Below are 26,575 nucleotides of genomic sequence, written 5' to 3'. Positions count from 1 at the left end.
AGGGTATCAGCCTTTAATGCGTGATATTGATGTTACCCCTTTAATCGCTCGCAATTTTTTAATTGTACGAGCAAGGTGCACTCGGTCGTTCACATTAATTAACAAGTGAATAACGCTAAACTGCGCATCACGTTCTTCCATACTAATTTTTTCGATATTTGCATCGGTAGCAGTAATGGTTGTTGCCAGTGTGGCGACTATACCCCGCTGATGTTCCAGCTCAACTTTCAGTTCAACAGAAAACTCGCCAGATACATTTTTATCCCACTCTACTTCCAGACACCTTTCTGGATTATGCCGCATTTCAACGATATTACGGCATGAGTCAGTATGAATAACCATACCTCGCCCAGAACTGACATGCCCCACCACAGGATCACCTGGTATTGGGTGGCAGCACTTAGCAAAGCTGAGCACCATACCTTCTGTCCCCCTGATTGTCAGCGGCTGTTCTTTACCACTGGTTTCCAACTGGCTTTTCTCATCTTGCACAGCCAGGTGTCTGGCAACTAAATATGCCATTCGATTACCTAAGCCAATATCCTGTAACATCTCTTCTTTAGATTTAAAGCCAAATTCTTTTAGAGAGTTTTGGATTTGCTCTTCGCTTAGTTTATCTACAGTAGTTTCAAAGCTTGCTAATGCTTTATTTAATAGCCGTTTACCCAGGGCAATGGATTCTGAAAAACGCTGCTGTTTCAGGAAGTGGCGAATATTTGCTCTTGCCTTACCAGTAATAACAAAGCTCAGCCAGGTGGCATTAGGTCGGGCACCAGGCGCAGTAATAATTTCGACTGTTTGGCCGCTTTGCAGTGGCTGGCTTAATGAAGCCAATTTTCTGTCTATACGACAGGCAACGCAGGTTTTACCTACATCAGTATGCACTGCGTAAGCAAAATCAACAGGAGTTGCACCTTTTGGTAACTCCATAATATTGCCTTTCGGGGTAAATACATAAACCTCGTCAGGAAACAGGTCAATTTTTACGTTTTCAATGAACTCTAACGAGCTACCAGCATTTTTCTGTAGCTCCAGCATACCTGATAGCCAGCGACGAGTTCGGGCATGACTACCATTTAATGCTTCATCATCCGACTTATACAACCAATGGGCAGCAATGCCATTATTGGCCATATCTTCCATTTCTTGCGTGCGGATTTGAATTTCAATGGGCACACCATGCATACCAAACAATGTAGTGTGCAATGACTGGTAACCATTAGCTTTGGGGATAGCAATATAGTCTTTAAACCGCCCAGGGAAAGGTTTGTATAAATTATGAACCGCACCTAGTACACGATAACAGTCGTCTACGCTATCTACAATAATACGAAATGCATAAACATCCATAATCTCAGAAAAGGATTTACGCTGATTTCGCATTTTTTTATAAATGCTATAAAGATGCTTTTCACGACCAATAACATCTGCGCTAATATCATGTTCTCCAAGTCGGCCACTAATCGCATGCTGAATTTTATTAACCAGTTCTTTACGATTACCTCTGGCCCTAATAACAGCCTGACGAATTAAAGTCGCCCGCATTGGGTGCATTGCCTGGAAGCCAAGCTCTTCAAATTCTACCCGGATATTATTCATACCCAGACGGTTGGCAATGGGCGCATAAATTTCCAAGGTTTCTTTAGCAATACGACGACGCTTATCTGGACGTAACACCCCTAGTGTTCGCATATTATGCAGCCGGTCAGCCAGCTTAACCAAAATAACCCGAATATCTTTGGCCATGGCCAGAGCCATTTTTTGAAAGTTTTCAGCTTGCTGTTCAGCTTTAGACTCAAAATGCATTTGAGTCAGTTTACTCACACCATCAACCAACTCACCTACTGTTTCACCAAACTGTTCAGCAATTGCCTGTTTTTCGATTGCAGTATCTTCGATGACATCATGAAGCATGGCTGCCATCAGGCTTTGATGGTCCATGTGCATATTGGCAAGTATGTTGGCAACCGCCAGCGGATGGGTAACATAAGGCTCACCACTACGGCGGCGCTGCCCAAAGTGAGCCTGCTCCGCATAGTAATAAGCTCGACGAACACAGTGAATCTGGCTACGATCGAGATATGTATAAAGTCGCTCAGCTAATGCATCAATGGTTGGCAATAGTCGCCTCCTGATCTTCTGCAAAAATACGACAGCAGCAACCACAACTAAACCAAAAGGTTAATTTGCACATAAGACCCATACTTTCTTTACCCTGGGGCTGCAAAGTGTAGTGTTGCGACACCCTCCTTTCTTACAGGGTTTAATTAATAGACACCAAACTCCAACCATAAGTTGATGCGGGGTTAGCCGTTTTCAGCACCCATGCCATCAGCCTGCTTATCCTGCTCTTCAAGCATATCTCGCTTGATTAAGCCTGCTGAGATTTCTCTTAATGCCATTACTGTTGGTTTGTCATTTTCCCAATCCAACAAAGCATCTTTACCACCAGTGGCAAGTTGGCGTGCCCGTTTGGTAGCAACCATTACCAACTGAAAGCGGTTATCTACATTATCAAGACAATCTTCCACAGTGACTCGAGCCATGACCTACTCCCAATATCCCAAATATCAATAAAAGCTACTTAATTCAGACAGCCCAAAAGGTATTCTTTTCAAGGCGCCCAATATAAAAAAATAGCCACTCAGTTTACTTAATCACCAGCTATTATGACAAGAGTTCAGTCAGTAATTGCTGATGTCTCATCTGTTGTTTAGTTAATTGCTGCCGGCTTGCTATCACAATAGCCTGCAGTTGTTGCAATGCCTGATCAAAGTCATCATTCACCACTAAGTAGTCATACTCGACATGGTGGGTCATTTCATCTACAGCAGCAGCCATTCGTTTGTTGATCACACCTTCATTATCTTGCCCCCGCTTTTCCAGACGATCCTGTAGCGCTGCTTTTGATGGAGGTAAAATAAATATACTCATTGCATCAGGTAACAACTCCCTAACCTGCTGAGCACCCTGCCAATCTATTTCTAAAATAACATCTATTCCATTAGCTAATTTCTGCTCAACCCATTGCTGAGAGGTACCATAGTAGTTACCAAACACATTAGCACTTTCCAGAAAAGCAGATTGATTAAGCATCTGTTGAAATTGTTCAACACTGACAAAATGATAATTAACACCATCTTGCTCACCAGGACGCTGTGATCGAGTCGTATGAGATACCGACACACAAATATCCTTGGTCTTTTCTATAAGTGCATTTACCAAACTGGTCTTTCCTGCACCAGAAGGCGCAGAAATAATAAATAGGGTTCCGATACTTTTGCTCATCTTACTCAATGTTCTGGACCTGCTCTCGCATTTGTTCAATGAATACTTTCAGATTAACTGCACATTGGGTAGTGTCTGCATTGATTGATTTCGAGGCTAAAGTATTGGCTTCTCGATTCAGCTCTTGCATCAAAAAGTCAAGGCGACGACCAACCGCTTCTTTAACATCTAGCACCCGTCGTACTTCTGTAATATGCGTTGCTAAACGATCCATTTCTTCGTCAACATCCGCTTTTTGCGCCATTAACACGAGTTCTTGCTCAAGCCGGTTAGAGTCTATTTCAACTTTGGCCTCTTCCAGCCGCTGAACTATTTTTTCCCGCTGGATTTTTATCAAGGCTGGCATCATCGCTCTCACACTGCTGACTTCTTGTTCTATTTGTGTCAGCCGTTTTAAGATAAACTGCTTTAATTCTAGCCCTTCCCTACTGCGGGTTTCATTTAAACTAACAACGGCTTGTTCAAACTCAGCAAGTGCCGTTTGGTGAATACTGGTCAAATCAATTTCCTGCTGTTGTAGTACACCTGGCCATTCTAATACTGATAATGGTGCCACAGGCGTAACATTAGGAAACAGCCGCTCAATCTGACGACAGGCTTTTGCAATGTTTTTTGCTAGTGGCTCATTAATTGACAGCTCACTTTCTTGGTTTACTACTAAGTCATAGCGCAAAAAACACTCTACTTTCCCACGCGATAAATGCTTACGGATTATTTCTCGAAGCGCAGGTTCAGTTTCACGAAAGGCTTCTGGTAGCCTAAGTTGAGGCTCTAAATATCGATGGTTAACCGAGCGCAGCTCCCAGACCAGAGATCCCCAGGCTTGCTTGGTTTCACGCCGCGCATAGGCGGTCATGCTTCGGGTCATAATAACGTCCCAAATCAGCTTTAAAATTTTTATTCTAACCTGAACATATAACTATAGAGTAGAGCTTGTTGACGTTTATCTGAAAGTCCCCCCCAATCAACAAGTTTGTAACCACAAACTTTTGAGCAACCTTGTTATAATCTGGAAGAAAACAACCAAGAGCCAACACCCCAACAACACTTCTCTCTTTTTATAATAGCCAGCACTTCCTATATAATACCCACCTAGTTTTTCAATTGAGTGTCGCTTTAAACGACAACCTTTCCCACCTGTTAGCCTATTGTAAGGAACCCCTATGCGTCCCAGCGGCAGATTATTTGATCAGTTACGCGCAGTAAAAATCACTCGAGAATATACTAAACATGCCGAAGGCTCTGTATTGGTTGAGTTTGGTGACACTAAGGTCATTTGTAATGCTTCAGTAACTGAAGGCGTACCTCGGTTTTTAAAAGGACAAGGGCAAGGCTGGGTAACTGCAGAGTATGGCATGCTGCCTCGCTCTACTAATGAGCGAATGGGCAGAGAAGCTTCCAGGGGCAAACAAGGGGGACGCACATTAGAAATTCAGCGACTCATTGGCCGATCCTTGCGTGCAGCAATTGATCTAAAAAAACTCGGAGAGTTCACCATTCAACTGGATTGCGATGTTATTCAAGCTGATGGTGGCACTCGAACGGCTTCTATTACTGGTGCCTGTGTAGCAATGGTGGATGCCATTCGTTATTTACAGCGTAATAAACAACTGACAACTGACCCACTTAAGCAGTTGATCGCCTCTGTATCAGTTGGTGTATACCAAGGACAGCCGGTGCTAGACCTTGATTACATTGAAGACTCAAATGCCGAAACCGATATGAATGTAGTGATGACTGAGAGTGGTGGGCTAATAGAAGTACAAGGAACAGCTGAAGGTGCGCCATTTAATCGTGCAGAAATGAACCAAATGCTTGATCATGCGGAACAAGGTATTGCCCAGCTGATTGAACTACAACGACAAAGCTTGGCAGAGTAGTTGCTGATAGGTAGTTGTTGATAGATACCTTTTTAATAAACGCTTTTTGATGTCTTTTCGATAATGCTGGAAAAGTAGAGGGTGACCTTTCCTCTACTTTTCACAGCTGATTAAGTCATTAGTTCCCAATCGTAGTCAACTATAACCGGTGCATGACTGGAAAATGCCTGTCCTGCATAAATACCCGCACTTAGCACGGTATGGCGCATACCTTGTGTGGCTAGGGTATAGTCATAACGACAACCCTGGTTTTTCTCTTTTGCCTCAGCTGAAGGCCACCAACTATACTTACCTGCTTCCCGATCCACTTCACGATAAGTATCAAGTAAGCCGACTTCATCATTTAAGTAGCTTAGCCAGTTACGTTCCTCTAACAGAAAACCACTCTGCTCCTGTTGTGTTCGCCAGTCAGCCACATCAATTTTCTGATGGGCAATATACCAGCTGCCACAAATCAAAAATTCTCGCCGCTTGCGCTTTTGCTTTTCAAGATAGCTAGCATATTGCGTTAAAAAGTGCTGTTTATCCGCCAGACTATACTTATTATTTAAACCACTGACTTGCTGAGAGACCGCATCAGGTAGTAACAAGCTGGCAATACTAACTTTGTCAAAGTCAGCTTGAATATAGCACCCTGCATTGTCTGCTAGCTCAAATCCTAAACCTCTGATAATAGCCTTCGGTGGAATTCGGCTATAAATAGCAACACCTCCAACAGAGGCGTCAGCCGCTGAAAAACAGTAAGGCTCATAATCCTTCAAGTTAAAGTCACTGGTCTCGATTTGATATTCATCGGCATTGGTATTTTGCAAGCAAATAATATCGGCATCTTGCTGGGCCACCCATGTAAAAAAACCCTTTTCCTTTGCCTTTTGAATACCTTCTAAATTAAAGCTGATAATCCTCATACGTAGCCCCTTTTTAAAGGAGGGTGTATGATACCTGAGATGTTGCCTTTGCAGAAATAGCGTGTTAACCAGAGCTTGTAGTTGATCAATTGAAGAGCACACTATTAGTGAATTATGGTCTTTACTGAATGATAGCTACAGGTATTACAATAGTGTTAATTTAATTTTTGTAGTAGTTATGCAGGTTATTACTGTTAAATCCATGGCAGTAACACTTGTTCAACGAACTGTGCAACTTTTAACGCTCACATTCCCCTACCTTCTTAAGCCATAATCACTATGTAAAAGGTGCCTGTTTCTGCCTAAGCTTTAAGTAAAGGGGAAGATAAAACCTGGGAAGCTTATGGAAAACTATCAACAAGCATTCATCGAATTCGCTATTAAACACAATGTTTTACGGTTTGGTGAATTCACCTTGAAATCCGGTCGTATCAGCCCTTATTTTTTTAATGCCGGACTTTTTAACACTGGCCAGGCTCTTGCCCAACTAGGCCAGTTTTATGCTGCAGCATTACAGTCAACTAACCTCTCTTTTGATGTCATCTTTGGGCCTGCTTATAAAGGCATTCCTTTAGCAGCTAGCACTACTGTTGCACTCGCTAACGACTATAACAAAGACTTCCCCTTTGCATTCAACCGAAAAGAAGCCAAAGACCACGGTGAAGGTGGAACAATAGTGGGAGCCCCATTAAAGGGTAAGGTGCTTATTATTGATGATGTTATTACTGCGGGCACTGCTATACGAGAGGTCATGTCTATTATTGAAGCAGCAGGCGCTGAACCAGCTGGCGTATTAATTGCTTTGGATAGACAAGAAAAAGGCAAGGGAGAGCTATCTGCCATCCAGGAGGTTGAAAAAGACTTTGGTGTTCCTGTGCTTAGCATTGTGAACCAGTTACAAATTCTCGAATTTGTTAAACGCGATGAGAATTTAATAGAATATGCTAATGCCATTGACGATTATCGTTTACGTTATGGCATAAACAACTAATGTAGTCTAAGGGCAATAAAGTTGGAAGTTTCTCTGCAATTCTCAAGGTGGTGCCTTGCAATTTCACTAGTTTGTCAGCTGCTTGTTAGCTCAGTAGAGGCTGAAAGCCGACGCTTTTATAAATATAAAAACGAGCAGGGTCAAACGGTTATCAATAGTAGTATACCGCCCAAGTATGCGAAGAAAGGGTATACGGTTATTGACACTAGAGGCCGAGTATTACAAGTCGTGGCTCCTGAGCTTACCCAGGAGCAAATTTTGGAAAAAAAGCAACGGGAGTTGCTAGAGCAAGCCAAACGAGAACAGGAAGAACAGCAAAAACAGGCAGATCAGACTTTATTGCGATTGTATAGTTCAGCTGAAGATGTTGAGCGAGCCATGGAACGACAGCTCAACGAAATTAGCGGACGGATTGGCGTCATTCAAGGCAATATTGAGCGCTTACAAAAACAAAAAGCTGACAAGCAAGCCAGAGCAGCCAATATTGAACGAGCAGGACGAACTGTACCCAAACAATTGTTAGATTCGATTAAAGAGCAAGAGCAAGAAATAGCTGGCTTATTAAAGCAGGTTGAAGACAAGCGAAAAGAGCAAGAACAAGCGAAGACCAAATTTGCACAGGATGCATACAGATTAAAAGTCCTACTTGGGCTGGAGCAGGCAAACGGCTCTAAAGCAGACAATGGTGTCAAGGTGGCCAAACAAGACTTACTGGGAAACTGGAAATCTACTCAAACTGCAGAAGACAAACATGAGTGGGTTCTCAATCCAAAAGGCACTTTTACCTGGATGAGAAAAATGCTCACAGGTGAGCGAGTTGTACTGGATGGCAAATGGAAGTTACGTAACCAAAACCAGTTAGTTTTTAATGTAAAGCTTGAGCAAAAAACTGATAAAAGTGGAACTACTACAACCTCAAAACAAAGTAAAACCTTATACATAGGCCTTACATCATATAAAAATAATAAAATCACAGTCCAATATAGTAATCAGCAAGTCATCCTACAAAAACAATAAGAAATGTGTTGGGTATTTTTACAAAAAAAGGCTAGTTATTATGCTCTATTAAAGGGGTATAAACAGGTATAAGACAGATCAAGGGACTTCTGAACCAAACAAAAGTCCCTTTTGTTTTGAGTAACATGCAAGCGAATGAATAATCAGCTATTCGCTTTTAAATACCGCACTGGCTAACAGCGGCCACTGATCTGACCAAAACTCAGTAGGCGGACGCTTAAACTCACTACGTACATATTGGCTAATTCGCCCCTCAGCGGCTGCCAGTAATAAATTAGCTCCACCAGTGAGAGTAAGATTGGTACGCAACCCTTCTCTAACTTCTGCTTCACGAATTATTTGTTTTAGCTGGGTTTCAAGACGATCAAATAACTGAATCACTCTATTTCTTAACCGTGCTGTTTCACCTGCCAAAGCATCACCCGTCAATATTCGTGTAATTCCCGGGTTTTTCTCAGCAAATGCAAGCAGCATGCTTAATATTTTTTCACATCGCCTGATTGCAGTTTGTTCTTCATTAACAATTAAATTAATTCGAGAAAAAATAGTTTCTTCAATAAATTCAATCAACCCTTCAAACATCTTTGCTTTGCTGGGGAAATGCCGATAAAGCGCTGCTTCTGAAACCCCAACTTCCTTAGCTAACTTTGATGTTGTTATCCTCGCTCCTGGACTGGTTTCTAACATAGTTGCCAAGGCTTGAAGAATTTGTTCTTTGCGCGAGGTTTTTCTTGTCTTATCCATTATCACCTTATTTCTACATTATTAGTTTATGTTTTTCATGGTGAGGTGTCTTACTATCCACTATCCCTGACTACAAGGCAATCCTGATAGTTGCTAGCCAATTAAAGGCTAATGCAAATTACACTAGCCCATTTTAAATTAGTTGATTAGGGTCCCAACCCCTTCATTAGAAAAAATTTCTAATAACACCGCATGGGTTTGACGCCCGTCAACTATATGAGCGCTTTTGACGCCATGTTTTACTGCACTTAATGCACAGCGAACTTTTGGCAGCATCCCCCCATGAATTGTCCCGTCGGCGATCAAGTAGTCGACGTCTTCCGTGCTGAGCTGCGTCAGTAGCTGCCCTTGCTTATCCAGCAAGCCAGCAACATTGGTTAATAACATTAACTTTTCGGCGTTTAGCACTTCGGCAATTTTTCCGGCTACCAAATCTGCATTAATGTTGTAGGAAATCCCCTCTTCATCAACGCCAATTGGAGCAATCACCGGAATATAATCACTGGCTATCAGCGTATCAATCAGGTCAGTCTTAATTGATTTGACTTCCCCAACATGGCCAATATCAATGATTTCAGATGTGTTGGTTTCAGGTGACTGACTACTAACATTTAGTTTTTGGGCACGTATCGTTTGTCCATCTTTACCCGTTAAGCCAACTGCTTTACCACCTTGGTGGTTAATTAAATTCACAATTTGCTTATTGACCAACCCCCCCAGAACCATTTCAACAACATCCATGGTTTGGCTGTCAGTCACTCGCATGCCTTGAACAAAACGGGTTGGGATATTCAATTTGGTCAGTAACTCACCTATTTGTGGGCCACCCCCATGAACAACCACTGGGTTGATACCTACCTGTTTCATCAGCACAATATCACGCGCAAACCCCCTTTGCAGTTGCTCATTTTCCATAGCATTTCCACCGTATTTGATAACAATGGTTTTACCTGAAAATTTTTGCAAATAGGGCAGCGATTCCGTAAGAACTCGCGTAAATTGGGCTGCACTATCATGTGTCAGCGTCATAATTCCAACCTGATAAAACTGCACAACACGTCTTGTGCACCTCTTAATTAGAGCTGGATAAAGAAGCTCAAAAACACTGAGGCGCTCTTGTGCTAACTTATCGCAGCATGTGATTTGTTACAAGCTTGCAATGTGAAATAGATTCAATTAATTGTCGTAAATGGCTAAAAAGTACGCTTTTAGACCATTAAAAAAACACTATAAGATAATTATTAGCATTTTGTCGATCCCCATTGGATACCTTTTCAACAGCACACCCTACCTGTCGTAGGTATCCAAGTTAGGACCTAGTGAGCTAACCTTTTTAGAGCAACCTCAACAGACTCCAAAGTAAACTCAGCTAAAATGGAACATCAATCTGCGGTGCTACAGATAATAATTGTTTTTTAAATAAAGCCTGAATTTTCCTCAATAACTCCTGAGTATCAGCTTCAAAGCGCAACACCAGCATAGGTGTTGTATTTGATGCTCTGACTAGCCCCCACCCTGCTTGAAAATCTACGCGCACACCATCTATATCAGTAATGGTGCCTTTTCCAAAATTACCTTCTTCAGCTAATTTCTTTACTATTTCAAACTTGCTTTCATCAGTTACTTCAATATTGATTTCTGGCGTACTCACCCCTTCTGGAAATGAGCTAAAAATAGCTTCCATCGAGCGGTTATCTGTACTGATAATTTCCAATAAACGTGCAGCACTATAGATGCCATCATCAAAACCATACCAGCGCTCTTTAAAGAAAATATGGCCGCTCATTTCACCAGCAAGTAGCGCCCCTGTTTCTTTCATTTTGGCCTTGATTAATGAGTGACCTGTTTTCCACATAATAGGGCGCCCACCATAGCCACTAATTAAACTGGTAAGCTTACGAGTACACTTCACATCAAAAATAACATCGGCACCTGGGTTTCGAGACACCACATCCTTGGCAAACAGCATCATTAACCGGTCAGGATAAATAACTTTACCTGTTTCTGTAACCACACCGACCCGATCACCATCACCATCAAAAGCCAAACCTAAGTCAGCTCCGGTTTCTTTCACCATGGCTATTAGGTCTTTTAGGTTTTCTGGTTTACCTGGGTCTGGATGATGATTAGGGAAATTACCATCCACATCACAATACAGTGCTACCACGTCACACCCTAACTCTTCTAATAGCCTAGGTGCAATTTCTCCAGCTACACCATTACCACAATCCACAACGACTTTAAGTGGTCGGGCAATACCTATATCGTCTCGCACCCGCTCAATGTAGCTTTCAATAATATCAATGGTTTGGCGCTGCCCTTGCCCAGAACTGAAGTCCTTGTTGATAATTCGTTGATAAAGTCGCTGAATATCTTCATTGGCCAGTGTCTTTCCATCAATTACTATTTTAAAGCCATTATAGTTCGATGGGTTATGGCTACCTGTCACCATCACTCCAGTATTACTATCCTCAATAATATGAGTAGCAAAATACAGTAATGGCGTTGGTACCATTCCAACATTAATGACATCTACCCCAGTAGCAAGAATACCCTTTATCAGCTGCTCACTGATTTCCGGGGAAGATAACCGGCCATCAGCCCCTACCATGACACAGTTTTCATTAGCTGCTTTGGCTTCACTGCCCACGGCCCGGCCAATTAGCTCCGCTGTTTCTAGAGAAAGTGTTTCACCCACTACCCCTCTGATGTCGTATGCACGAAAGATACTTGCAGGCACATCAACCGTATCAGAGTTACCATTCACTACGTCTTCCGTTTGCTCTTCATCTATCATCTCAATATCCAAGGTACCATGTTGAAAAAGTGGGTTGGTGAAGTCGAAATCAGCGATTGTCCCTTCAGTTTCTTGAGTTTGCTCTGTGGCAACTGTCGTCTCCTCTGTTGTCGTATGAACTGACTCTTCAGGCTTCACTTTGCCAATATGAGACTGTAATAAATTCTTAAGACTAATCGCCAGGTTGGAAAATAGTTCTAGTTTAAAAGCAGCATCGGACGTACTAGGGCGCTTTAATAAGGCTTCAATATAATCCAATAAGGTACTTGTATCTGCTTGCTCAGCAGCCCCCTGTTGCTTTTGCACAACAAACGTCGCTATAACAACACCCAAAATACCCACTAAAGCTGCCAGGATTAAAATCAATAATGAATTAGGCGTATTATCAGCAATAGCTTGACCAGGTTGAAACTCAAGTTGCCATAAAGGGTTGATTGTTTTGAGTGTAAACACCTCTTCACTAGCAGGCTGACCCAGGCTGGTTATTTCTGTTGCGATCCCTCTGAAACTTTGCAGCAGTTTAATTTGCCCTTTAGGTGTTTGCTTGTCTTTTAACAAGGCCGCTTCCAGCGCGCGTTTATCAACCACGGCAACAATCGAGCCTAAAACTTGATTACCCCTTTTGATAGCTGCCGCATGAAAGATAACCGGCCTCTGCTGTAATTGATGAAACTCAGGAAATACCTCTTTGTCAGCTTCTGCCTTATTTGCCAAGTCACGAGCAGCAAAGTTTAAAGGCAACGCACCACTATTATTGAGGTCACTACTACCGCTGATGCGATAATTAAGCTGAATACCTCCAGGTATTATTTTTGACAGCTTATGAGCCAGCTCATTCAGCCCCGCATGATCTTTTTGTTGCGCTTTTTCTATAAACTCAGGTAATCGCCCGACAGCTGATACCTGTTGAGCTAACTGGGTCATATAGCTGTTAGTTAATGACTGATATTGTTGTAGTTGCTCATTAGCAATACTTTCTTGATAGCTATTATTACCTTGTTGAATAAAACCAACATACACCACAAGCAAGCTAATCAAAGTAGCTGCCAAACTAATTGCACCTGCTAGAAAAGCAAATTTAGTGGAACTTTTTTGACTGGTATTTGATTTCCCTTCACTTGTATCATTATTAGCCGCTGATTGTTGTTTCTTTTTGGCTAGTTTTGCCATATTGTCCCCACTATGTCTCTCCAGACTTGAAGGTGGTATACCCTGTTGGCTAAAAAATCAAAGTCCCCAATAGCTGTCTTTTGGCAAAAGCAGCGATGCTAAGCAGTCTTCTCTTGTTTCATTTGTTATAGCAAAGGCAGCTACTACTAGGGTCTTTAAACTATATTTGCTTAATACACTACTGACCGTACAACAGGTATCTTTTCTCATCGTAAGTTTTGAGAAAGACCAAACCTTTAGTATAAACATGGTTATTGCAGATGTTAGTTAATTAGCTAGACCTGCCAAATGTTCAAGAGGCCCAGCCAATTAAATTAATTAGCGGGTGCCTGAATGGCCAAAACCACCTGCTCCTCTACTGGTGGTTTGAAACTCATCAACCAACTCAAATTCAGCCTGCACTACCGGCACTAATATCAATTGTGCTATCCGCTCACCTGGCTGGATAGTAAAAGTACTACTGCCCCGGTTCCAGCAGGAAATCATTAGCTCTCCCTGATAGTCAGAGTCGATTAGCCCAACTAAATTACCAAGCACAATGCCATGCTTATGCCCAAGCCCTGATCGAGGCAAAATCATAGCTGCAAAATTGGGGTCTTCAACATAAATTGCCAAACCTGTAGGAATCAGCACTGTTTGGCCTGGCTCAACGATTATAGGTTCATCAATACAAGCACGTAGATCCATCCCCGCAGAACCATCTGTAGCGTAGTGAGGTAGAGGAATTTCGTTGCCTAACTTAGGGTTGAGTATTTTAGCTTGTAACTTTTGTTTCATGATGGCTTCTAGTGTTGGTTGTCTACAGCGGAGCTAATAAGGTCAATCAGTTTTCTGGCCAGTAGCGTTTTAGGCATTGGCGGAAAAGCGTCTTCAGCTTCATGACTAATGACAGTGACAGCATTTTCATCACTATTAAAGCCTACTGTCGTATCAGCTACATTATTGGCAATAATCAAGTCAAGGTTTTTACGCTCTAACTTGTCTTTTGCATAATTGATAACATCCTGGGTTTCAGCAGCAAAACCCACGACAAATGGCTTATTAGGCTGGTTAGCTACTGAGGCCACAATATCAGGGTTACGAATCAGCCGAATAATCATTTCATCTTCGGTAACAGCAGGGTCTTTTTTTAATTTTTGGTCAGCTATTTGCTCTGGACGATAGTCAGCAACTGCCGCGCAGGCAATAAAAATATCCGTTTCCGCTATTAACTGGTGAGTAGCTTGATACATATCCATTGCACTACTGACATCCACCCGGTTTACTCGATCAGGAGTAGTCAGAGTCACAGGCCCTGCTATGAGTGTCACCTTGGCTCCAGCAGCCACAGCAGCTTCTGCCAGAGCAAACCCCATTTTGCCCGAGCTGTGATTACTGATATAGCGTACAGGGTCTATTGCCTCCCGAGTGGGACCTGCAGTAATCACCACATGTTTGCCCGTTAATTTCTCTGACTGAAATTGCTGAGCACAGCACTCAGCCAGCTGCATAGGCTCTAACATCCGGCCTGGACCAACATCACCACAGGCCTGCTCACCATCAGCAGGACCAAAGCACTGCATACCACGCTCATGCAACACGGTGACATTATGCTGAGTACTGGCATCCCTCCACATGGCTTGATTCATTGCTGGAGCCAGACAAATGGGTGCTTCAGTAGCCAGGCATAAAGTCGTTAGCAGGTCATTCCCCTGCCCAACCGCGAGCTTAGCCATCACATCAGCAGTAGCTGGGGCAATTAAAATTAAGTCAGCCCAACGGGCCAATTCAATATGCCCCATCGCTGCCTCAGCTGCTGGGTCAAGCAAATCTACATGGACTGGATTGGCAGAGACTGCCTGCAGCGTCAAAGGAGTAATAAAAGACTGAGCAGCCTTCGTCATCACCACTCTGACTTCAGCTCCCTGCTCTTTGAGACGCCGGACCAATTCAGCAGTTTTGTAAGCGGCTATGCCGCCAGCGATACCAACAATAATGCGTTTGTTGCTTAGGGTTGCTAATGTCATGGGTAAAATGTGTTCAGCTTGTGATTATCTGCCGTCTTTTAAAGTTGGCTTAAGATACCATTGTTGCCAGTTTTTTCGAAGTAAGTCGTAACAAGGAGCAGTGTTTAATTATGGCCATTACTGACTGGGATAAGTCTGAGCAACCTCGGGAAAAACTACTCAAACACGGCCCTAAGCATTTATCCGATGCTGAGCTGCTAGCCATATTTTTACGCACAGGAATACCCGGAAAGTCAGCAGTTGACTTAGCCAGAGAAATGATTACTCAGTTTGGCGGCCTTAATCCATTGCTGGAAGCCAACCAGGGTCAGTTTTGCTCTATCAAAGGAATGGGGGTAGCAAAATATGCCCAACTACAAGCTGTATTAGAAATGGCCCGGCGCTACTTCTGGCATTCGATGAGTCAAAAGCCCTTACTCAACAGCAGTGATACTGCCAAAAATTTTATCAAGGCCTGTTTACAATCCTATCAACGAGAGGTCTTTGGCGCTCTAATGCTCAATAGCAAAAACCAGGTTATTGAGTTTAAAGAGCTGTTTTTTGGTACCATTAGCAGCGCAGCCATCTACCCTCGGGAAGTTGCAAAAGCAGCTCTAGAATCAGGGGCCAGGCATGTCATCCTGGCTCATAACCACCCTAGCGGTTCTGCTGAACCCAGCCAAGCAGATGTTGACATTACTACCAGCTTAAAAGAAGCACTGGAGCTGATCGAAGTAAGTGTCATTGACCACTTGGTTATTGGGGACAACAAAGTCGTATCACTGGCTGAGTTAGGCTACATTTAAAAGCAAACTCAACTCAAAAATTAGCCAATTTTCTTGCCTAGAGAGAGCTGTTCTGGTATAAAGCACTGCTCTTTAAGGGGGGTGCTGCTTGCACACTGTGGCAAAACACAAGCCTCCTCGTGGCACTAGTTGGAACTTAATCAAGCGCAGAGGCTGAGCAAATGTCTAAGGTTTGTCAGGTCACTGGAAAGCGTCCAGTTACCGGTAACAATGTATCTCACGCACACAACAAAACGCGTCGTCGTTTTTTGCCTAACTTACACCACCATCGCTTTTGGGTAGAGTCTGAAAAGCGGTTTGTTAAATTGCGGGTTTCTGCTAAAGGCATGCGCATCATCGATAAGAAAGGCATCGATAGCGTATTAGCAGATCTTCGTTCTCGTGGCGAAAAAGTGTAAGGAGCAACTATCATGCGTGATAAAATTAGAATGGTTTCCAGTGCAGGAACTGGTCACTTCTATACCACTGATAAAAACAAGCGTAGCACTCCAGACAAGCTGGAGATGAAAAAGTACGACCCTGTTGTTCGTAAACACGTTATCTACAAAGAAGCAAAAATCAAGTAAGATTTTTGTCGTTTTGTCAGTGTGCAAAAAACCCGCGAAAGCGGGTTTTTTTGTTATAGGTCAGTACTCAACAGCTATAGCCAAAGCGAATGTTTTTTAGGGGCGGCCGTCGAGCGATGAAGCCCCATGAGTTTATGTTCTTATAAATGATTGGGGTGAAGAGCGACGACAACAAACCCTAAAAATCATTCGAGAAGGGTATAACTTGAGTTAAAATTCAGCCTTTCATTTTTCAAGCTTACTTTTTTCAGAGGCAGTCGCCATGGTCAAGGCACCTGAACTTTTATCCCCAGCTGGTACTTTGAACAATATGCAATATGCATTTGCTTATGGTGCAGACGCTGTATATGCAGGACAGCCGCGCTACAGCTTGCGGGTTCGCAATAACGATTTTGATCTTAAAAACTTAGCCACAGGCATAGATATTGCCCATCAACAGGGCAAGAAATTTTACCTAGCTAGCAATATTGCCCCTCATAACAGCAAGGTTAAAACCTACCTGCGTGATATTGAGCCAGTTATTGAAATGCAGCCTGATGCCTTAATTATGTCAGACCCCGGCTTGATTATGCTGGTAAAAGATCGTTGGCCAGAAACAGAAATTCACCTTTCAGTACAAGCCAATGTTGTAAACTATGCAGCAGTTGAGTTTTGGGCCAGACAAGGCGTTAGCCGCATTATTCTATCGCGTGAATTATCCCTGGATGAAGTGGCTGAAATTCGTGAAAAATGCCCAAGTATGGAATTAGAAGTATTTGTTCATGGCGCCCTTTGCATTGCTTATTCTGGTCGCTGTTTACTCTCCGGCTATATGAACCATCGCGATCCCAACCAAGGGACTTGCACAAATGCCTGCCGCTGGAAGTACGATGCCCATGAAGCCAAAGAAACGGCTGAAGGCAATGTTGTTCCCGTAAAAGCAATCGACCCAGCCAACATTGAGCCTCAATTAGGCAGTGGAAAACCCTCTGACCAAATTGTCTTACTTCAAGAGCAAGGACGACCTGAACAATATATGCCTGCATTTGAAGATGAACACGGCACCTATATTATGAATTCAAAGGATTTAAGAGCTGTACAACATGTGCCGCGTTTTGTTGAGATGGGTGTCCACTCCTTAAAAATTGAAGGCCGCACTAAGTCCCATTATTACGTTGCCCGTACCGCACAGGTTTATCGACAAGCAATTGATGATGCCGTCGCAGGCAAAGCTTTCAATATGGAGTTAATGGATACCTTAGAAAACCTGGCTAGCAGAGGTTACACCGAAGGATTTTATCGACGCCATGTACACGATGAATATCAAATGTATGAGCGAGGAAATTCGATTAGCGAAAAACAACAGTTTGTGGGTGAAATTGTTGATAGTGATGGTCAGATGATTACTGTTAATGTGAAAAACCGTTTTCAAGTCGGCGATAAATTAGAATTGATGTCACCGCAAGGCAATCAAACATTTGTGCTAAATCATATTGAAGCCAAAAATGGAGAAAAACGCGATGTAGCTCCAGGCTCTGGACATCAGGTAAAAATACCTATGGTGGGTTATGACAGCCAGTTTGGTTTACTCACAAAGTATTTAGGATAAGAGCACACAAATAATTTTTTTACACAACAGTACCAAAAAAACTTGTATTTATTAGCCTAAATGACTATTTACTCAAATGAGAAAAACGCTAGCCTAGATACATAATTTCTGTGGTCCAATGTATCCAGACTATGCTACAGCAGTGGTGCACTGTATAAATAAGGCTGCACCCTCAGGAAGTAAGGGGGAAATACTTCCTAATCTTACACCCACAACAATAGTGATAACCTGTGATACCAGCCATTTAATTTTTGACACTTTTCCATAGTGCATTAATGGGGGAATAAACCATGCATGGATTAGCAACTCAACAGCATAACAGCAGTGTTGTCCATATAAGTACTTGGCATGCTTTGGTCGCAGAGTTGGCCGAAACAGCTCAGCCAGTTTTTATCTTATTACCATCAATCGGCAAAGTGCAGGGAGTAATAGAGTCATTACAAGGAGATATGGTTACCATTCGGCTGACTAATAGCCGGCTATTGATGCATTTAAACCAATTAGTCATATACCGCTAAGGAGTTTCTTTATTTACCTCAGTTAGTGGCAACAACATATACAAATAGAACGACTCAAAGGCAGGCAGAAAGCGGCTGTTATTGATAAAGCCATAACAGCCTGAATTTCTTTTTAACCAGAGACAGGGCTCGCTAACCGATAGCTACGCAGTAGCGCTGCAAAATCAGCCAGTGCTTTAATCCCACTGGCTTCTGCTTGCTGGCACCATTCCTTTAATGCCTCAACTCGCTCATGTTTATCCTTAAAGGTAGTTTGCCAAATTGACTGTAATGCAATGCGTTTTTCATAGATTATTTTTAATATATGGCTATGTTCTAAAAGATGTGTAATACGTTCCTGATGAGCCGGATTAACTAAACTGGTTTCACGTGCAAGCAGTTTATGCGCCCTTCTAAATAACTTTTTGTTCTTCGCTAATGACTTCTCAATCTTAATAATGGGGCTTATCACTTGCTTACGATAGTGCACCATAATTTGAAAGCGATTATTAATAACAGCCATGATGGTTTCTGTATCAATATGCTTTTTCTTATTATCGGTATAACTAACTGGTTTTTTATGTTTTACATCAGCCAATTTCAAAAAGCATAGAATTTTGATATATAGCCACCCAATGTCAAACTCCCAGGGTTTTGCCGACAACTTCGGTGAATTTGGAAATGTATGATGATTGTTATGCAGCTCCTCGCCTCCGATCAAAATACCCCAAGGACATATATTTCGGGCAGCATCTTTACACTCAAAATTACGATACCCAGTGTGATGGCCAAGGCCATTTATAACACCTGCCGCAAAAAGTGGAATCCAAATCATCTGAATAGCCCAAACAGTTAAGCCAATAATGCCAAACATCAACAAATCAACTATTAGCAATAAGCTCACCCCCAAACTAGGGAATCGGCTATAGACGTTGTTTTCTATCCAATCATTTGGGGTACGCTGACCATAACGCTCCAAAGTTTCTTCATTTTCAGCTTCTTCACGATAGAGTTCTGCCCCTTGCCAGAATACTTTTTTAATTCCTTTAATTACTGGGCTATGAGGATCTTCCTCCGTTTCACACTTGGCATGATGTTTTCTGTGAATAGCTGTCCAGGCTTTTGTTGTCATACCTGTTGTTAACCATAACCAAGCACGAAATATATGCTGCAAGGCTGGATGTAATTCCAAAGCGTTATGGGCACTAAAACGATGGAGATAAATAGTTACGCTGATAATGGTAAGGTGGGTTAGCAATATGACAGCTAAAATTAGTTCGCCAATGGACAGTTGAAGCAGTCCGTTATACCACATGAGTAATATCCTCTAACTTTACTTAAGGGGTGCCCGAAGCACCCTCAACTTATTCTTATCCAATTTCTATTTAACACCCGCAGGAGATAGATATCAGTTATAACAACCTGGTTGTTACATGACCTTTGGTGTAGTCAAGACTTGAAGGGAGCAGCAAATACCATTCCACCAATAGCCCCCTCCACTTCAAATTTTTTAATATCAATCAGTACTACCACACATACTTTCTTTGTTTACACCCTACCGGAAACTAATCCTTTTTAACTAGCTTGGTTGGTCGGCTTATTATTCAGGTTAGTAAAAACACAAGTCATTTTTTTCTTAACAGAAACTGTTAGACACTTGCTAGCTGTTTTAATTTGCAACGTTTTAATTATTTTGGCGATTAAGCTGTAAGTTACCAAACCGATCCACCTCTGCTTGCCAACCAGGAGCAAGGTAGGTTGTTGCTACCTGCTCACAAACAATAGCTGGACCTTGAATAATTATACCCCGGCCAAGCTCTGCTCGCTGGTAAATAGGCACTTTGCTAGAAACTCCGTGAACATGACAACAATCAACCTCAGTTAATGGTTGGCACTCTATTTCTGGTAGCTCAATAGCCAATTGGGGCGCTTTTAGAGCCAGCCGCAAATTGACCAGCTCAACTCCAGACTCCATGCGGTGCCCATAATGTGCTTGGTGCGCCAAGTGAAACGCCTCTTGCATTGCTCTCAAATCAGGCTGCTGCCAATCGCAAGGAACCGTGAGTGTGAAGGACTGCCCTAAGTAACGTACATCCACTTCGGCATCAACTGTTAACTCTGCTTCAGCCAGCCCTTCCGCAGCTAGCTCAGCAACACCATTATGCTTTAAGTGGCAAAAAGCCTGATGCAGTTCTGATTCTATTAATTGGCTAAAAGGCTTTTGATAGGTATGGACCAACTGCCGTGATCTAGGAGCTGCCAGCATTCCGAGCGCTGATAGCACTCCACTATTAACAGGCACTATCGCTTGGGCCATGCCTAAAGCATCCGCTACAGCACAAACATGTTGCCCTCCTGCACCACCAAAACAACATAAAGTAAATTCCTGTGGGTCATAGCCCTTTTGAATAGAAATAACTCGTATTGCATTAACCATGTGCTCATTGGCAAGCTGAATAATTCCTTTTGCCATCTCTTCAGTTACCAGTCCGACTGTTTCACCTAAGTCTGCAACCGTTTGCTTTGCTGCCTTGATATCTAGCTTAAGGCTACCGCCTAACAGAGTTGCAGAGGGCAAATGACCTAGTACCAGATTAGCATCTGTGACAGTAGGGCTATACCCCCCCAAGCCATAGCAAGCTGGACCCGGCTCTGCTCCTGCAGAAACTGGCCCCACCTGTAGCATACCGCCGCTATCAAGATAAGCAATAGAGCCTCCACCAGCTCCAATGGTGTGCATATCAACCATTGGCACCGCCACGGGGTAGTTGGCAATTTTCCCTTCATTTGTGAGTTTGAACCTGCCATCAATTAAAGCCACATCAGTGGATGTTCCTCCCATATCAAAAGTAATCAGCTTACTTTGCCCAATCAAGTTGCCTATAAAACTAGCTGCCGACAAGCCGCCAGCTGGTCCCGATAGCAGCAAGTTAACCGCTCGATTACTAGCTTGCTCAGCTGCGGTCGTACCACCAGATGACTGCATCACTGCCACTGGGCAGGGGGCCGTTACCCGACACAACTCATTTAAATAGCTGGCTACTATTGGTCCCAACCAGGCATTCAGCCAGGTGGCCATACCACGCTCATACTCTCTGTATTCAGGTAACACAAATGATGAGCGACTAGTAAATGTTCGATCACTAACAGCAGCTTCAAGGGCTTTTTCATCTGCATCATTTAGAAATGAAAACAACAAATTGATTGCCACCGCAGCAGGCTGGTGCTCAGCTACCGCTTGCTGCAATTTATAAATATCAATCCCTGTTAATGGCAATATATTGTTGCCTTTTGCATCCAACCGACACCCTACCTCAATACACAACGCTTTAGGCACAGGTGGTTTTATCGGATCAGGCTGGAAGTTATATAACTCCTGGCGCTGCTGCCGCCCAATGGTTAAAACATCAGCAAATCCTTCATTAGTGACATAAAGCGTTTTCACGCCTTTACCTTCAAGGGCTGCATTGGTTGCTACTGTTGAGCCATGAATAAGCAGGAGACTTCCCGCCTCTATTAGCGGCTGCAGTCCCATTTCACTAATACCCTGCCAAATAGCTTGTGCAGGTGCTTGTGGCGTACTAAGTACTTTATGGATCACCACTTCAGCTGTCACTTGATCACCGGTAGCAGCAGATGTAGTTGATAAAGGCACTGTCTGTAAATAGACAAAATCTGTAAACGTACCGCCCGTATCAACACCGAGCAGATGCAGTGGATGTGTCATGGTAGCTGGTGACCTTATTCCAAAACCGCGATTAAAGCTTTATTATGCCAACTTAGCTCGCTAGGCTACACCTGTTTTACGCCCACCCTCTTTAGAGAGTGTCGCAAAACTACTGCACTCATAGTCTTTTTTTGCAATCTCACTATGTATTATGTAAACCCCAAGTGATTTACACTCTATTTTCATTATGCCCTAGTATTTTTTATGCCAGAGTTACCAGAAGTTGAAACAACCCGCCGCGGTGTAAGCCCGCATGTTGAGGGTAGCAGTATTGAGCAAGTGATTATTCGTGAACACCGTCTTCGCTGGCCTGTTCCTGATACATTACCCGAATTGCTGACAGGCTCTCAGCTCATCAACATAGAACGCCGAGCCAAGTATTTATTGTTTAGCTTTCCACAAGGCACCTTGATTATTCATCTAGGTATGTCTGGCAGCCTACGAATAGTCACCCCCTCCCAAACGATTGCCAAGCATGACCACGCCGACTTTGTGTTTAGCAATGGGCAGATCTTACGCTTTACTGACCCTCGGAAGTTTGGTGCTATTCTATGGGCTGATAACAGCATACCTATTCAAGAGCATCAGCTTCTAAGCCATCTTGGCCCAGAGCCTCTAACAGATCAGTTTGATGGCAACCTGTTATTTGAACGCTCCAAAAAGCGATCTGTAGCAGTTAAGCAATTTATTATGGATAACCAGGTCGTGGTGGGTGTTGGAAACATTTACGCCAATGAAGCTCTATTTAAGGCAGGTATTAGACCAGACAGACAAGCAGGCAGCATTTCCCGGCAACGCTATATTCGTTTAGGTGCTGAAATCAAAACAGTATTAACAGCAGCTATTGAGCAAGGTGGCACCACCTTAAAGGACTTTGTTGGAGGAGATGGCAAACCTGGTTATTTCAAACAAGAGTTATCCGTATATGGCCGAGGCGGCGAAGCTTGTCTAATCTGTGGTAAGACATTAGTAGAGGTTAAGCTTGGACAACGTGCAACTGTATACTGTCAACGCTGTCAGACTTAGCCAAACTGATGGGGTAATAAGTGAAAAATACGACATATTTCACAAACAATTTGTTGAATAATAGGCCATTATTGTCAACTTCATAAATAAAGCCTATTTTGTCATCTGCGTGTAATAAATAAGCCTAATTGTTGCCATATGATGACAGATGGCCCAGAGTTGTTATAGTTGATTATATTGTAAAAGCACCGTTTGATAATAAGGAAAACGCTATGCAAAGGCTGAAGTCAAAGCTTTCAGGGTTGTTGGGGACTGTATTAACCGCTGTACTTTTAGCAATGCCTGTTACCAGTCAAGCTGAGATTCAATCGATTGATGCAGATGTAAAAGCAGAGCGTACCATTGTCGGTACCAAGCAAGACCCATCGGCATATGCCATGGTAGGAGATGCATTGATTGCGCGGCCACTATTATTTGGTATGACTATTGTGGGCTCTGTCGCTTATGTGGTTACCTTGCCATTTTCACTACTTGGTGAAAATGCTGGTCAAGCCGCTGAGACACTAGTTTTACAGCCCGCTCGAGCAACATTTGTTCGCTGTTTAGGCTGCACAGTTTACGACTAAGATATTTAAAGCCGGGTAAGCTTAATCACTCAAGTTAAGCAGTACACGAACGCCTGGCACCAGAACACTTATAGCAACCAACAAAAGGTTATAAGGTCTGTTGCCAGTAAGCGTTATTGTGGTTTGTGCTTAATTCTCTCTTTGCAAGCTGATGAGTAGCTTTGCAGATTAATGGCTAGCGCCAAAAGAAGGGCGTTAACTGGCCTGGCCAGTAATTATCATATACTTTTGCATCAGCTCATCATGACTTTCCTGGTGATCAGGGTCATGAGGGATACAGTCTACTGGACATACCTGCTGGCACTGAGGCTCATCATAGTGGCCCACACATTCGGTGCAGAGCATAGGGTCAATTTCGTAAATCTCTTCACCAGGTGAAATAGCACTGTTTGGGCACTCCGGCTCACAAACATCGCAGTTTATACACTCATCAGTAATCAGTAATGCCATTGCTTAGCTCACAGTTATTGGCGCCAGTCACTACATCATTGTAATTTTATTGCGGCTGAACGCTGTTGTTACAACATCTAGGGCACATCCTTCTAGGACACAAGCCCAAAGCTAATTGTACGCTACTTCTGTGTAGCTGAAAAACGGATAGTTTGTGTGTGTTTTAATCAACGGCCTCTTCACTGATGGGATTCAAAACAGTCCTTCAATGCTTGCTCTACACAAGGATGAACAAACTTAGAAACATCCCCTCCTAATGAAGAAATCTCTCTTACCAAGGTTGAAGAAATATAAGAATACTTTTCTGAAGGCGTTAAAAATAAACTTTCAACACTAGGCGCTAAAATGCGATTCATGTTAGCCAGCTGAAACTCATATTCAAAGTCTGATACCGCTCTTAGCCCTCTCAATATCACATTAGCCTGGCGCTCTTGAACAAAGTCAGCCAATAGATTATTAAAGCCACACACTTCGACATTTTTGAGCTGACTGGTTGCTTCTTTAGCTAAGCTTACTCGCTGCTCTAAGGAGAAAATCGGCTTCTTTTTTGGGCTTTCTGCTACAGCAATAACAACCTGATCAAACAGTTTGGCAGCCCGCTCTACCAAATCAGTATGACCTTTGGTAATCGGATCAAATGTACCTGGGTAGATAACGGTATTCATAGTTTTCCCTATAACAATATTTCCGGGACAGTAATTCCGGTTTTTTTCAGTGCTTTTCAATAACTGTATTCAGAAAATAACTTTTTATCCCAAATAGGCTATAGCCAGCAGATATGGAGGGGGTGTTCTTGTAGCTGCGATTGGATGTCGCTTTAGCGCTTGAAGAGCCAAGGAAGGCTCTTCAAGCGCGGAGGAAGAATACCCTGTTTTCCATATCAAACACTAAATGTCTTCGCTATAAAGCGAATGGTATATGAAGAGTATATAAATACAAGGTGGTTTGCGGATAAATAAATAACTCAGCTGATGTTTTTTTAACTTTTTAGCTCATTCGCTAACCGACTTGACTGTAATGCACTAAATGCATAAATAGACAATTGAGGGTTAGCACCAATGCTGGAGGGAAATACTGAGCCATCCAAGATGGATAAATTATCAAGGTGATGAAAACGACTCTGGCTGTTTACCACACTATTATAGGGCTTTTCACCCATTCCACAGCCCCCCATCACATGGGCAGAGCCTAATAAAGTTTTATAAGACACAAGGTCCAGACTATTGATCTGCTCTTTAACTTCAGGCCAGCTACTGCTCAAAGAAGAGTCAATATGAGCAGGAAACACTTGTGTAGCACCGGCTGCAAACTGTATTTCTGCCATGGTTAACAGCGAATGCTTAACCGCCCTCCAGATATAAGGTGTTATTGGATAATCCAAAACCGGTGTCCCATCATTTCGGAGTATCACCCTGCCACCCTGGCTTTCAGGATGAAAACCATCTCTTAATAATGCCAATAGCACTTGGGTATAAGGCAGTTTTAACATGTGCTGATGCAGCTCATCACCGGTTTTCTTCATTAACACCGAAGCTAATACAGGCTGCAGTGGCGGCACTTCTAATTTAAAACCCATACTATCACCGTCAGGCCACTGGAAGTGATCCGAATAAATGGATTGAGGTGCCCCTGAATAGCCTGCAATTTTTTCCGACATTTGGGCAACACTCATGGTAACAGGATGTAAAAAAGTACGCTGACCAATTCTTCGGTATGGATCAGGTACATTGGAGCGTAGCAGTATTGCTGGGCTGCCAATTGCTCCAGCTGCTAGTAAATAGTGTTTGGCTTTAATCTTAATAGGTGCCTGTTTATTTAACACACCATTGGCTTTTTGTAATGGAAAGCAAACAAGCTCGTTAACCTGGTTTTGCTGCCAATTAAACCGTTGAGCAACAGTGGCATATAATAAAGTTGCATTATTGTTCAATGCAGTAGGAATTGCAGTCACCAACATTGACTGCTTAGCGTTGGTGGGACATCCCGTACCACAGTAGCCTAAGTTCCAACAGCCTTTAACATTACGAGGAATACTAGCAACCTGATACCCCAGCTTTTCACAGCCTGTTTTTAATACCCCATTATTTGGATTTGGCGGTACATCCCAAGAGCCTATATTTAAGCGCTTTTCAATGTATTGATACCAAGGAGCCAGCGTTTCTGCTGTAATGCCTGTCACCGAAAACTGATCTTGCCAAAACTGCAAAGTAGCATCTGGCGTATGAAAACAGGATGTCCAATTTACTACCGTTGTCCCCCCTACCGCTTTTCCTTGCATTATTGTAATCGCACCATCTTTAGTCGACCGCCCACCGCCTTCCTGATATAGCTCAGCATAAGCAATATGCTCATCCATATTAAAATCATTAGACGACCGAAGCAGTCCTTCCTCAACCATCAGCACAGTTAAGCCAGCATTACTGAGAATTTCTGCGGCAATGCCACCACCAGCTCCTGTGCCGATGATAACGACATCTGCCTCAAAGACCGAAGGCTTGGTTATTTTTAATCCATTAACCACCTGCCAGCCACTTTTTATGCCTTGTTGTATAGGATCAGGTATAGCCAT

Annotated in this window: 25 protein-coding genes; 10 read left to right on the top strand and 15 right to left on the bottom strand. The window is 42.9% G+C overall.

Features of this window, described 5'->3' with window-relative positions; all coding sequences use genetic code 11:
- Window positions 1-6: 6 nt before the first annotated feature.
- The 4 genes from spoT to OQE68_RS13860 all read right to left on the bottom strand — a co-directional run bounded on the left by spoT (window position 7) and on the right by OQE68_RS13860 (window position 4,156).
- A complete protein-coding gene (gene spoT, locus OQE68_RS13875; protein ID WP_180569959.1) occupies window positions 7-2,121 on the bottom strand; it encodes a bifunctional GTP diphosphokinase/guanosine-3',5'-bis pyrophosphate 3'-pyrophosphohydrolase in 2,115 nt (704 codons plus the stop codon).
- 185 nt (window positions 2,122-2,306) lie between these two features.
- A complete protein-coding gene (gene rpoZ / locus OQE68_RS13870) occupies window positions 2,307-2,546 on the bottom strand; it encodes a DNA-directed RNA polymerase subunit omega (RefSeq protein WP_180569960.1) in 240 nt (79 codons plus the stop codon).
- 121 nt (window positions 2,547-2,667) lie between these two features.
- Window positions 2,668-3,288: a guanylate kinase gene (gmk, locus tag OQE68_RS13865; protein ID WP_180569961.1), complete on the bottom strand. Its 621-nt coding sequence runs from the start codon at window positions 3,286-3,288 to the stop codon at window positions 2,668-2,670.
- Window position 3,289: 1 nt separating this feature from the next.
- Entirely contained in the window at window positions 3,290-4,156 is an 867-nt protein-coding gene (locus OQE68_RS13860) for a YicC/YloC family endoribonuclease (protein ID WP_180569962.1), read from the bottom strand.
- Between the two features lie 295 nt (window positions 4,157-4,451).
- Between OQE68_RS13860 and rph the strand changes: the two genes are divergently transcribed.
- Entirely contained in the window at window positions 4,452-5,168 is a 717-nt protein-coding gene (gene rph / locus OQE68_RS13855) for a ribonuclease PH (protein WP_180569963.1), read from the top strand.
- Between the two features lie 110 nt (window positions 5,169-5,278).
- Here rph and OQE68_RS13850 read toward each other — a convergent pair whose 3' ends face one another.
- A complete protein-coding gene (locus OQE68_RS13850) occupies window positions 5,279-6,076 on the bottom strand; it encodes an exodeoxyribonuclease III (protein ID WP_180569964.1) in 798 nt (265 codons plus the stop codon).
- 343 nt (window positions 6,077-6,419) lie between these two features.
- Between OQE68_RS13850 and pyrE the strand changes: the two genes are divergently transcribed.
- Both pyrE and OQE68_RS13840 read left to right on the top strand, forming a co-directional pair.
- Window positions 6,420-7,067 carry an orotate phosphoribosyltransferase gene (pyrE, locus tag OQE68_RS13845; RefSeq protein WP_180569965.1) on the top strand — a complete coding sequence of 216 codons (648 nt, stop codon included), beginning with the start codon at window positions 6,420-6,422 and terminating at the stop codon, window positions 7,065-7,067.
- A gap of 21 nt (window positions 7,068-7,088) precedes the next feature.
- Window positions 7,089-8,084, top strand: a complete 996-nt coding sequence (locus tag OQE68_RS13840) for a hypothetical protein (protein ID WP_180569966.1) — start codon at window positions 7,089-7,091, stop codon at window positions 8,082-8,084.
- A gap of 147 nt (window positions 8,085-8,231) precedes the next feature.
- Here the strand turns inward: OQE68_RS13840 and slmA are convergent, their stop codons facing one another.
- The 5 genes from slmA to coaBC all read right to left on the bottom strand — a co-directional run bounded on the left by slmA (window position 8,232) and on the right by coaBC (window position 14,801).
- Window positions 8,232-8,828 (bottom strand): nucleoid occlusion factor SlmA, encoded by a 597-nt coding sequence (slmA, locus tag OQE68_RS13835; protein WP_180569967.1) that lies wholly within the window; start codon window positions 8,826-8,828, stop codon window positions 8,232-8,234.
- A 138-nt stretch (window positions 8,829-8,966) separates the two neighbouring features.
- A complete protein-coding gene (argB, locus tag OQE68_RS13830; protein WP_180569968.1) occupies window positions 8,967-9,857 on the bottom strand; it encodes an acetylglutamate kinase in 891 nt (296 codons plus the stop codon).
- Between the two features lie 340 nt (window positions 9,858-10,197).
- On the bottom strand, window positions 10,198-12,795 hold the full coding sequence (locus tag OQE68_RS30850; RefSeq protein WP_353618571.1) for a phosphomannomutase/phosphoglucomutase: 2,598 nt from the start codon (window positions 12,793-12,795) through the stop codon (window positions 10,198-10,200).
- Window positions 12,796-13,113: 318 nt separating this feature from the next.
- The gene (dut, locus tag OQE68_RS13820) at window positions 13,114-13,572 is read right to left on the bottom strand and encodes a dUTP diphosphatase (protein ID WP_180569969.1); all 459 of its coding nucleotides are present in this window, start codon (window positions 13,570-13,572) and stop codon (window positions 13,114-13,116) included.
- Between the two features lie 8 nt (window positions 13,573-13,580).
- The gene (gene coaBC, locus OQE68_RS13815; protein WP_180569970.1) at window positions 13,581-14,801 is read right to left on the bottom strand and encodes a bifunctional phosphopantothenoylcysteine decarboxylase/phosphopantothenate--cysteine ligase CoaBC; all 1,221 of its coding nucleotides are present in this window, start codon (window positions 14,799-14,801) and stop codon (window positions 13,581-13,583) included.
- 110 nt (window positions 14,802-14,911) lie between these two features.
- Here coaBC and radC point away from each other — a divergent pair, with 110 nt between their 5' ends.
- The 5 genes from radC to OQE68_RS13790 all read left to right on the top strand — a co-directional run bounded on the left by radC (window position 14,912) and on the right by OQE68_RS13790 (window position 18,258).
- Window positions 14,912-15,586: a RadC family protein gene (radC, locus tag OQE68_RS13810; RefSeq protein WP_180569971.1), complete on the top strand. Its 675-nt coding sequence runs from the start codon at window positions 14,912-14,914 to the stop codon at window positions 15,584-15,586.
- Between the two features lie 161 nt (window positions 15,587-15,747).
- Window positions 15,748-15,984, top strand: coding sequence for a 50S ribosomal protein L28 (rpmB, locus tag OQE68_RS13805; RefSeq protein ID WP_180569972.1), 237 nt, complete (start codon window positions 15,748-15,750; stop codon window positions 15,982-15,984).
- A 12-nt stretch (window positions 15,985-15,996) separates the two neighbouring features.
- Complete coding sequence (gene rpmG / locus OQE68_RS13800; RefSeq protein WP_180569973.1) at window positions 15,997-16,152, top strand: 50S ribosomal protein L33; 156 nt, start codon at window positions 15,997-15,999, stop codon at window positions 16,150-16,152.
- Between the two features lie 262 nt (window positions 16,153-16,414).
- Window positions 16,415-17,740 (top strand): prephenate-dependent tRNA uridine(34) hydroxylase TrhP, encoded by a 1,326-nt coding sequence (gene trhP, locus OQE68_RS13795; RefSeq protein WP_180569974.1) that lies wholly within the window; start codon window positions 16,415-16,417, stop codon window positions 17,738-17,740.
- 290 nt (window positions 17,741-18,030) lie between these two features.
- Window positions 18,031-18,258 (top strand): hypothetical protein, encoded by a 228-nt coding sequence (locus tag OQE68_RS13790; protein ID WP_180569975.1) that lies wholly within the window; start codon window positions 18,031-18,033, stop codon window positions 18,256-18,258.
- A gap of 112 nt (window positions 18,259-18,370) precedes the next feature.
- Here OQE68_RS13790 and OQE68_RS13785 read toward each other — a convergent pair whose 3' ends face one another.
- Window positions 18,371-19,552, bottom strand: coding sequence for a DesA family fatty acid desaturase (locus tag OQE68_RS13785; protein WP_180569976.1), 1,182 nt, complete (start codon window positions 19,550-19,552; stop codon window positions 18,371-18,373).
- Between the two features lie 369 nt (window positions 19,553-19,921).
- Window positions 19,922-21,964 carry a hydantoinase/oxoprolinase family protein gene (locus tag OQE68_RS13780; protein WP_180569977.1) on the bottom strand — a complete coding sequence of 681 codons (2,043 nt, stop codon included), beginning with the start codon at window positions 21,962-21,964 and terminating at the stop codon, window positions 19,922-19,924.
- A gap of 204 nt (window positions 21,965-22,168) precedes the next feature.
- Between OQE68_RS13780 and mutM the strand changes: the two genes are divergently transcribed.
- Together mutM and OQE68_RS13770 are read left to right on the top strand one after the other, a co-directional pair.
- Window positions 22,169-22,990 carry a bifunctional DNA-formamidopyrimidine glycosylase/DNA-(apurinic or apyrimidinic site) lyase gene (gene mutM, locus OQE68_RS13775; protein WP_180569978.1) on the top strand — a complete coding sequence of 274 codons (822 nt, stop codon included), beginning with the start codon at window positions 22,169-22,171 and terminating at the stop codon, window positions 22,988-22,990.
- 212 nt (window positions 22,991-23,202) lie between these two features.
- Window positions 23,203-23,556: a hypothetical protein gene (locus OQE68_RS13770; RefSeq protein WP_180569979.1), complete on the top strand. Its 354-nt coding sequence runs from the start codon at window positions 23,203-23,205 to the stop codon at window positions 23,554-23,556.
- A gap of 195 nt (window positions 23,557-23,751) precedes the next feature.
- On the opposite strand, the gene OQE68_RS13765 is transcribed toward OQE68_RS13770, so the two are convergent.
- From OQE68_RS13765 to OQE68_RS13755, 3 genes are all read right to left on the bottom strand, one after another.
- On the bottom strand, window positions 23,752-24,006 hold the full coding sequence (locus OQE68_RS13765; RefSeq protein WP_163831195.1) for a YfhL family 4Fe-4S dicluster ferredoxin: 255 nt from the start codon (window positions 24,004-24,006) through the stop codon (window positions 23,752-23,754).
- Window positions 24,007-24,185: 179 nt separating this feature from the next.
- On the bottom strand, window positions 24,186-24,671 hold the full coding sequence (gene coaD / locus OQE68_RS13760; protein ID WP_180569980.1) for a pantetheine-phosphate adenylyltransferase: 486 nt from the start codon (window positions 24,669-24,671) through the stop codon (window positions 24,186-24,188).
- Between the two features lie 314 nt (window positions 24,672-24,985).
- On the bottom strand, window positions 24,986-26,575 hold the full coding sequence (locus tag OQE68_RS13755) for a GMC family oxidoreductase (RefSeq protein WP_180569981.1): 1,590 nt from the start codon (window positions 26,573-26,575) through the stop codon (window positions 24,986-24,988).

This window comes from Spartinivicinus marinus (genome assembly GCF_026309355.1).
Taxonomy (GTDB): Bacteria; Pseudomonadota; Gammaproteobacteria; order Pseudomonadales; family Zooshikellaceae; genus Spartinivicinus; species Spartinivicinus marinus.
Note: the sequence above shows the minus strand (reverse complement) of the source record. Positions and strands in the feature narration are given on the sequence as shown.

Bases quoted from the DNA above. Each gene is read 5' to 3' on its own strand.
- rpoZ (WP_180569960.1), bottom strand. From the start codon at position 2,546: ATGGCTCGAGTCACTGTGGAAGATTGTCTTGATAATGTAGATAACCGC.
- gmk (WP_180569961.1), bottom strand. From the start codon at position 3,288: ATGAGCAAAAGTATCGGAACCCTATTTATTATTTCTGCGCCTTCTGGT.
- OQE68_RS13860 (WP_180569962.1), bottom strand. From the start codon at position 4,156: ATGACCCGAAGCATGACCGCCTATGCGCGGCGTGAAACCAAGCAAGCC.
- rph (WP_180569963.1), top strand. From the start codon at position 4,452: ATGCGTCCCAGCGGCAGATTATTTGATCAGTTACGCGCAGTAAAAATC.
- OQE68_RS13850 (WP_180569964.1), bottom strand. From the start codon at position 6,076: ATGAGGATTATCAGCTTTAATTTAGAAGGTATTCAAAAGGCAAAGGAA.
- pyrE (WP_180569965.1), top strand. From the start codon at position 6,420: ATGGAAAACTATCAACAAGCATTCATCGAATTCGCTATTAAACACAAT.
- slmA (WP_180569967.1), bottom strand. From the start codon at position 8,828: ATGGATAAGACAAGAAAAACCTCGCGCAAAGAACAAATTCTTCAAGCC.
- argB (WP_180569968.1), bottom strand. From the start codon at position 9,857: ATGACGCTGACACATGATAGTGCAGCCCAATTTACGCGAGTTCTTACG.
- OQE68_RS30850 (WP_353618571.1), bottom strand. From the start codon at position 12,795: ATGGCAAAACTAGCCAAAAAGAAACAACAATCAGCGGCTAATAATGAT.
- dut (WP_180569969.1), bottom strand. From the start codon at position 13,572: ATGAAACAAAAGTTACAAGCTAAAATACTCAACCCTAAGTTAGGCAAC.
- coaBC (WP_180569970.1), bottom strand. From the start codon at position 14,801: ATGACATTAGCAACCCTAAGCAACAAACGCATTATTGTTGGTATCGCT.
- radC (WP_180569971.1), top strand. From the start codon at position 14,912: ATGGCCATTACTGACTGGGATAAGTCTGAGCAACCTCGGGAAAAACTA.
- rpmB (WP_180569972.1), top strand. From the start codon at position 15,748: ATGTCTAAGGTTTGTCAGGTCACTGGAAAGCGTCCAGTTACCGGTAAC.
- rpmG (WP_180569973.1), top strand. From the start codon at position 15,997: ATGCGTGATAAAATTAGAATGGTTTCCAGTGCAGGAACTGGTCACTTC.
- trhP (WP_180569974.1), top strand. From the start codon at position 16,415: ATGGTCAAGGCACCTGAACTTTTATCCCCAGCTGGTACTTTGAACAAT.
- OQE68_RS13790 (WP_180569975.1), top strand. From the start codon at position 18,031: ATGCATGGATTAGCAACTCAACAGCATAACAGCAGTGTTGTCCATATA.
- OQE68_RS13785 (WP_180569976.1), bottom strand. From the start codon at position 19,552: ATGTGGTATAACGGACTGCTTCAACTGTCCATTGGCGAACTAATTTTA.
- OQE68_RS13780 (WP_180569977.1), bottom strand. From the start codon at position 21,964: ATGACACATCCACTGCATCTGCTCGGTGTTGATACGGGCGGTACGTTT.
- mutM (WP_180569978.1), top strand. From the start codon at position 22,169: ATGCCAGAGTTACCAGAAGTTGAAACAACCCGCCGCGGTGTAAGCCCG.
- OQE68_RS13770 (WP_180569979.1), top strand. From the start codon at position 23,203: ATGCAAAGGCTGAAGTCAAAGCTTTCAGGGTTGTTGGGGACTGTATTA.
- OQE68_RS13765 (WP_163831195.1), bottom strand. From the start codon at position 24,006: ATGGCATTACTGATTACTGATGAGTGTATAAACTGCGATGTTTGTGAG.
- coaD (WP_180569980.1), bottom strand. From the start codon at position 24,671: ATGAATACCGTTATCTACCCAGGTACATTTGATCCGATTACCAAAGGT.
- OQE68_RS13755 (WP_180569981.1), bottom strand. From the start codon at position 26,575: ATGGCTATACCTGATCCTATACAACAAGGCATAAAAAGTGGCTGGCAG.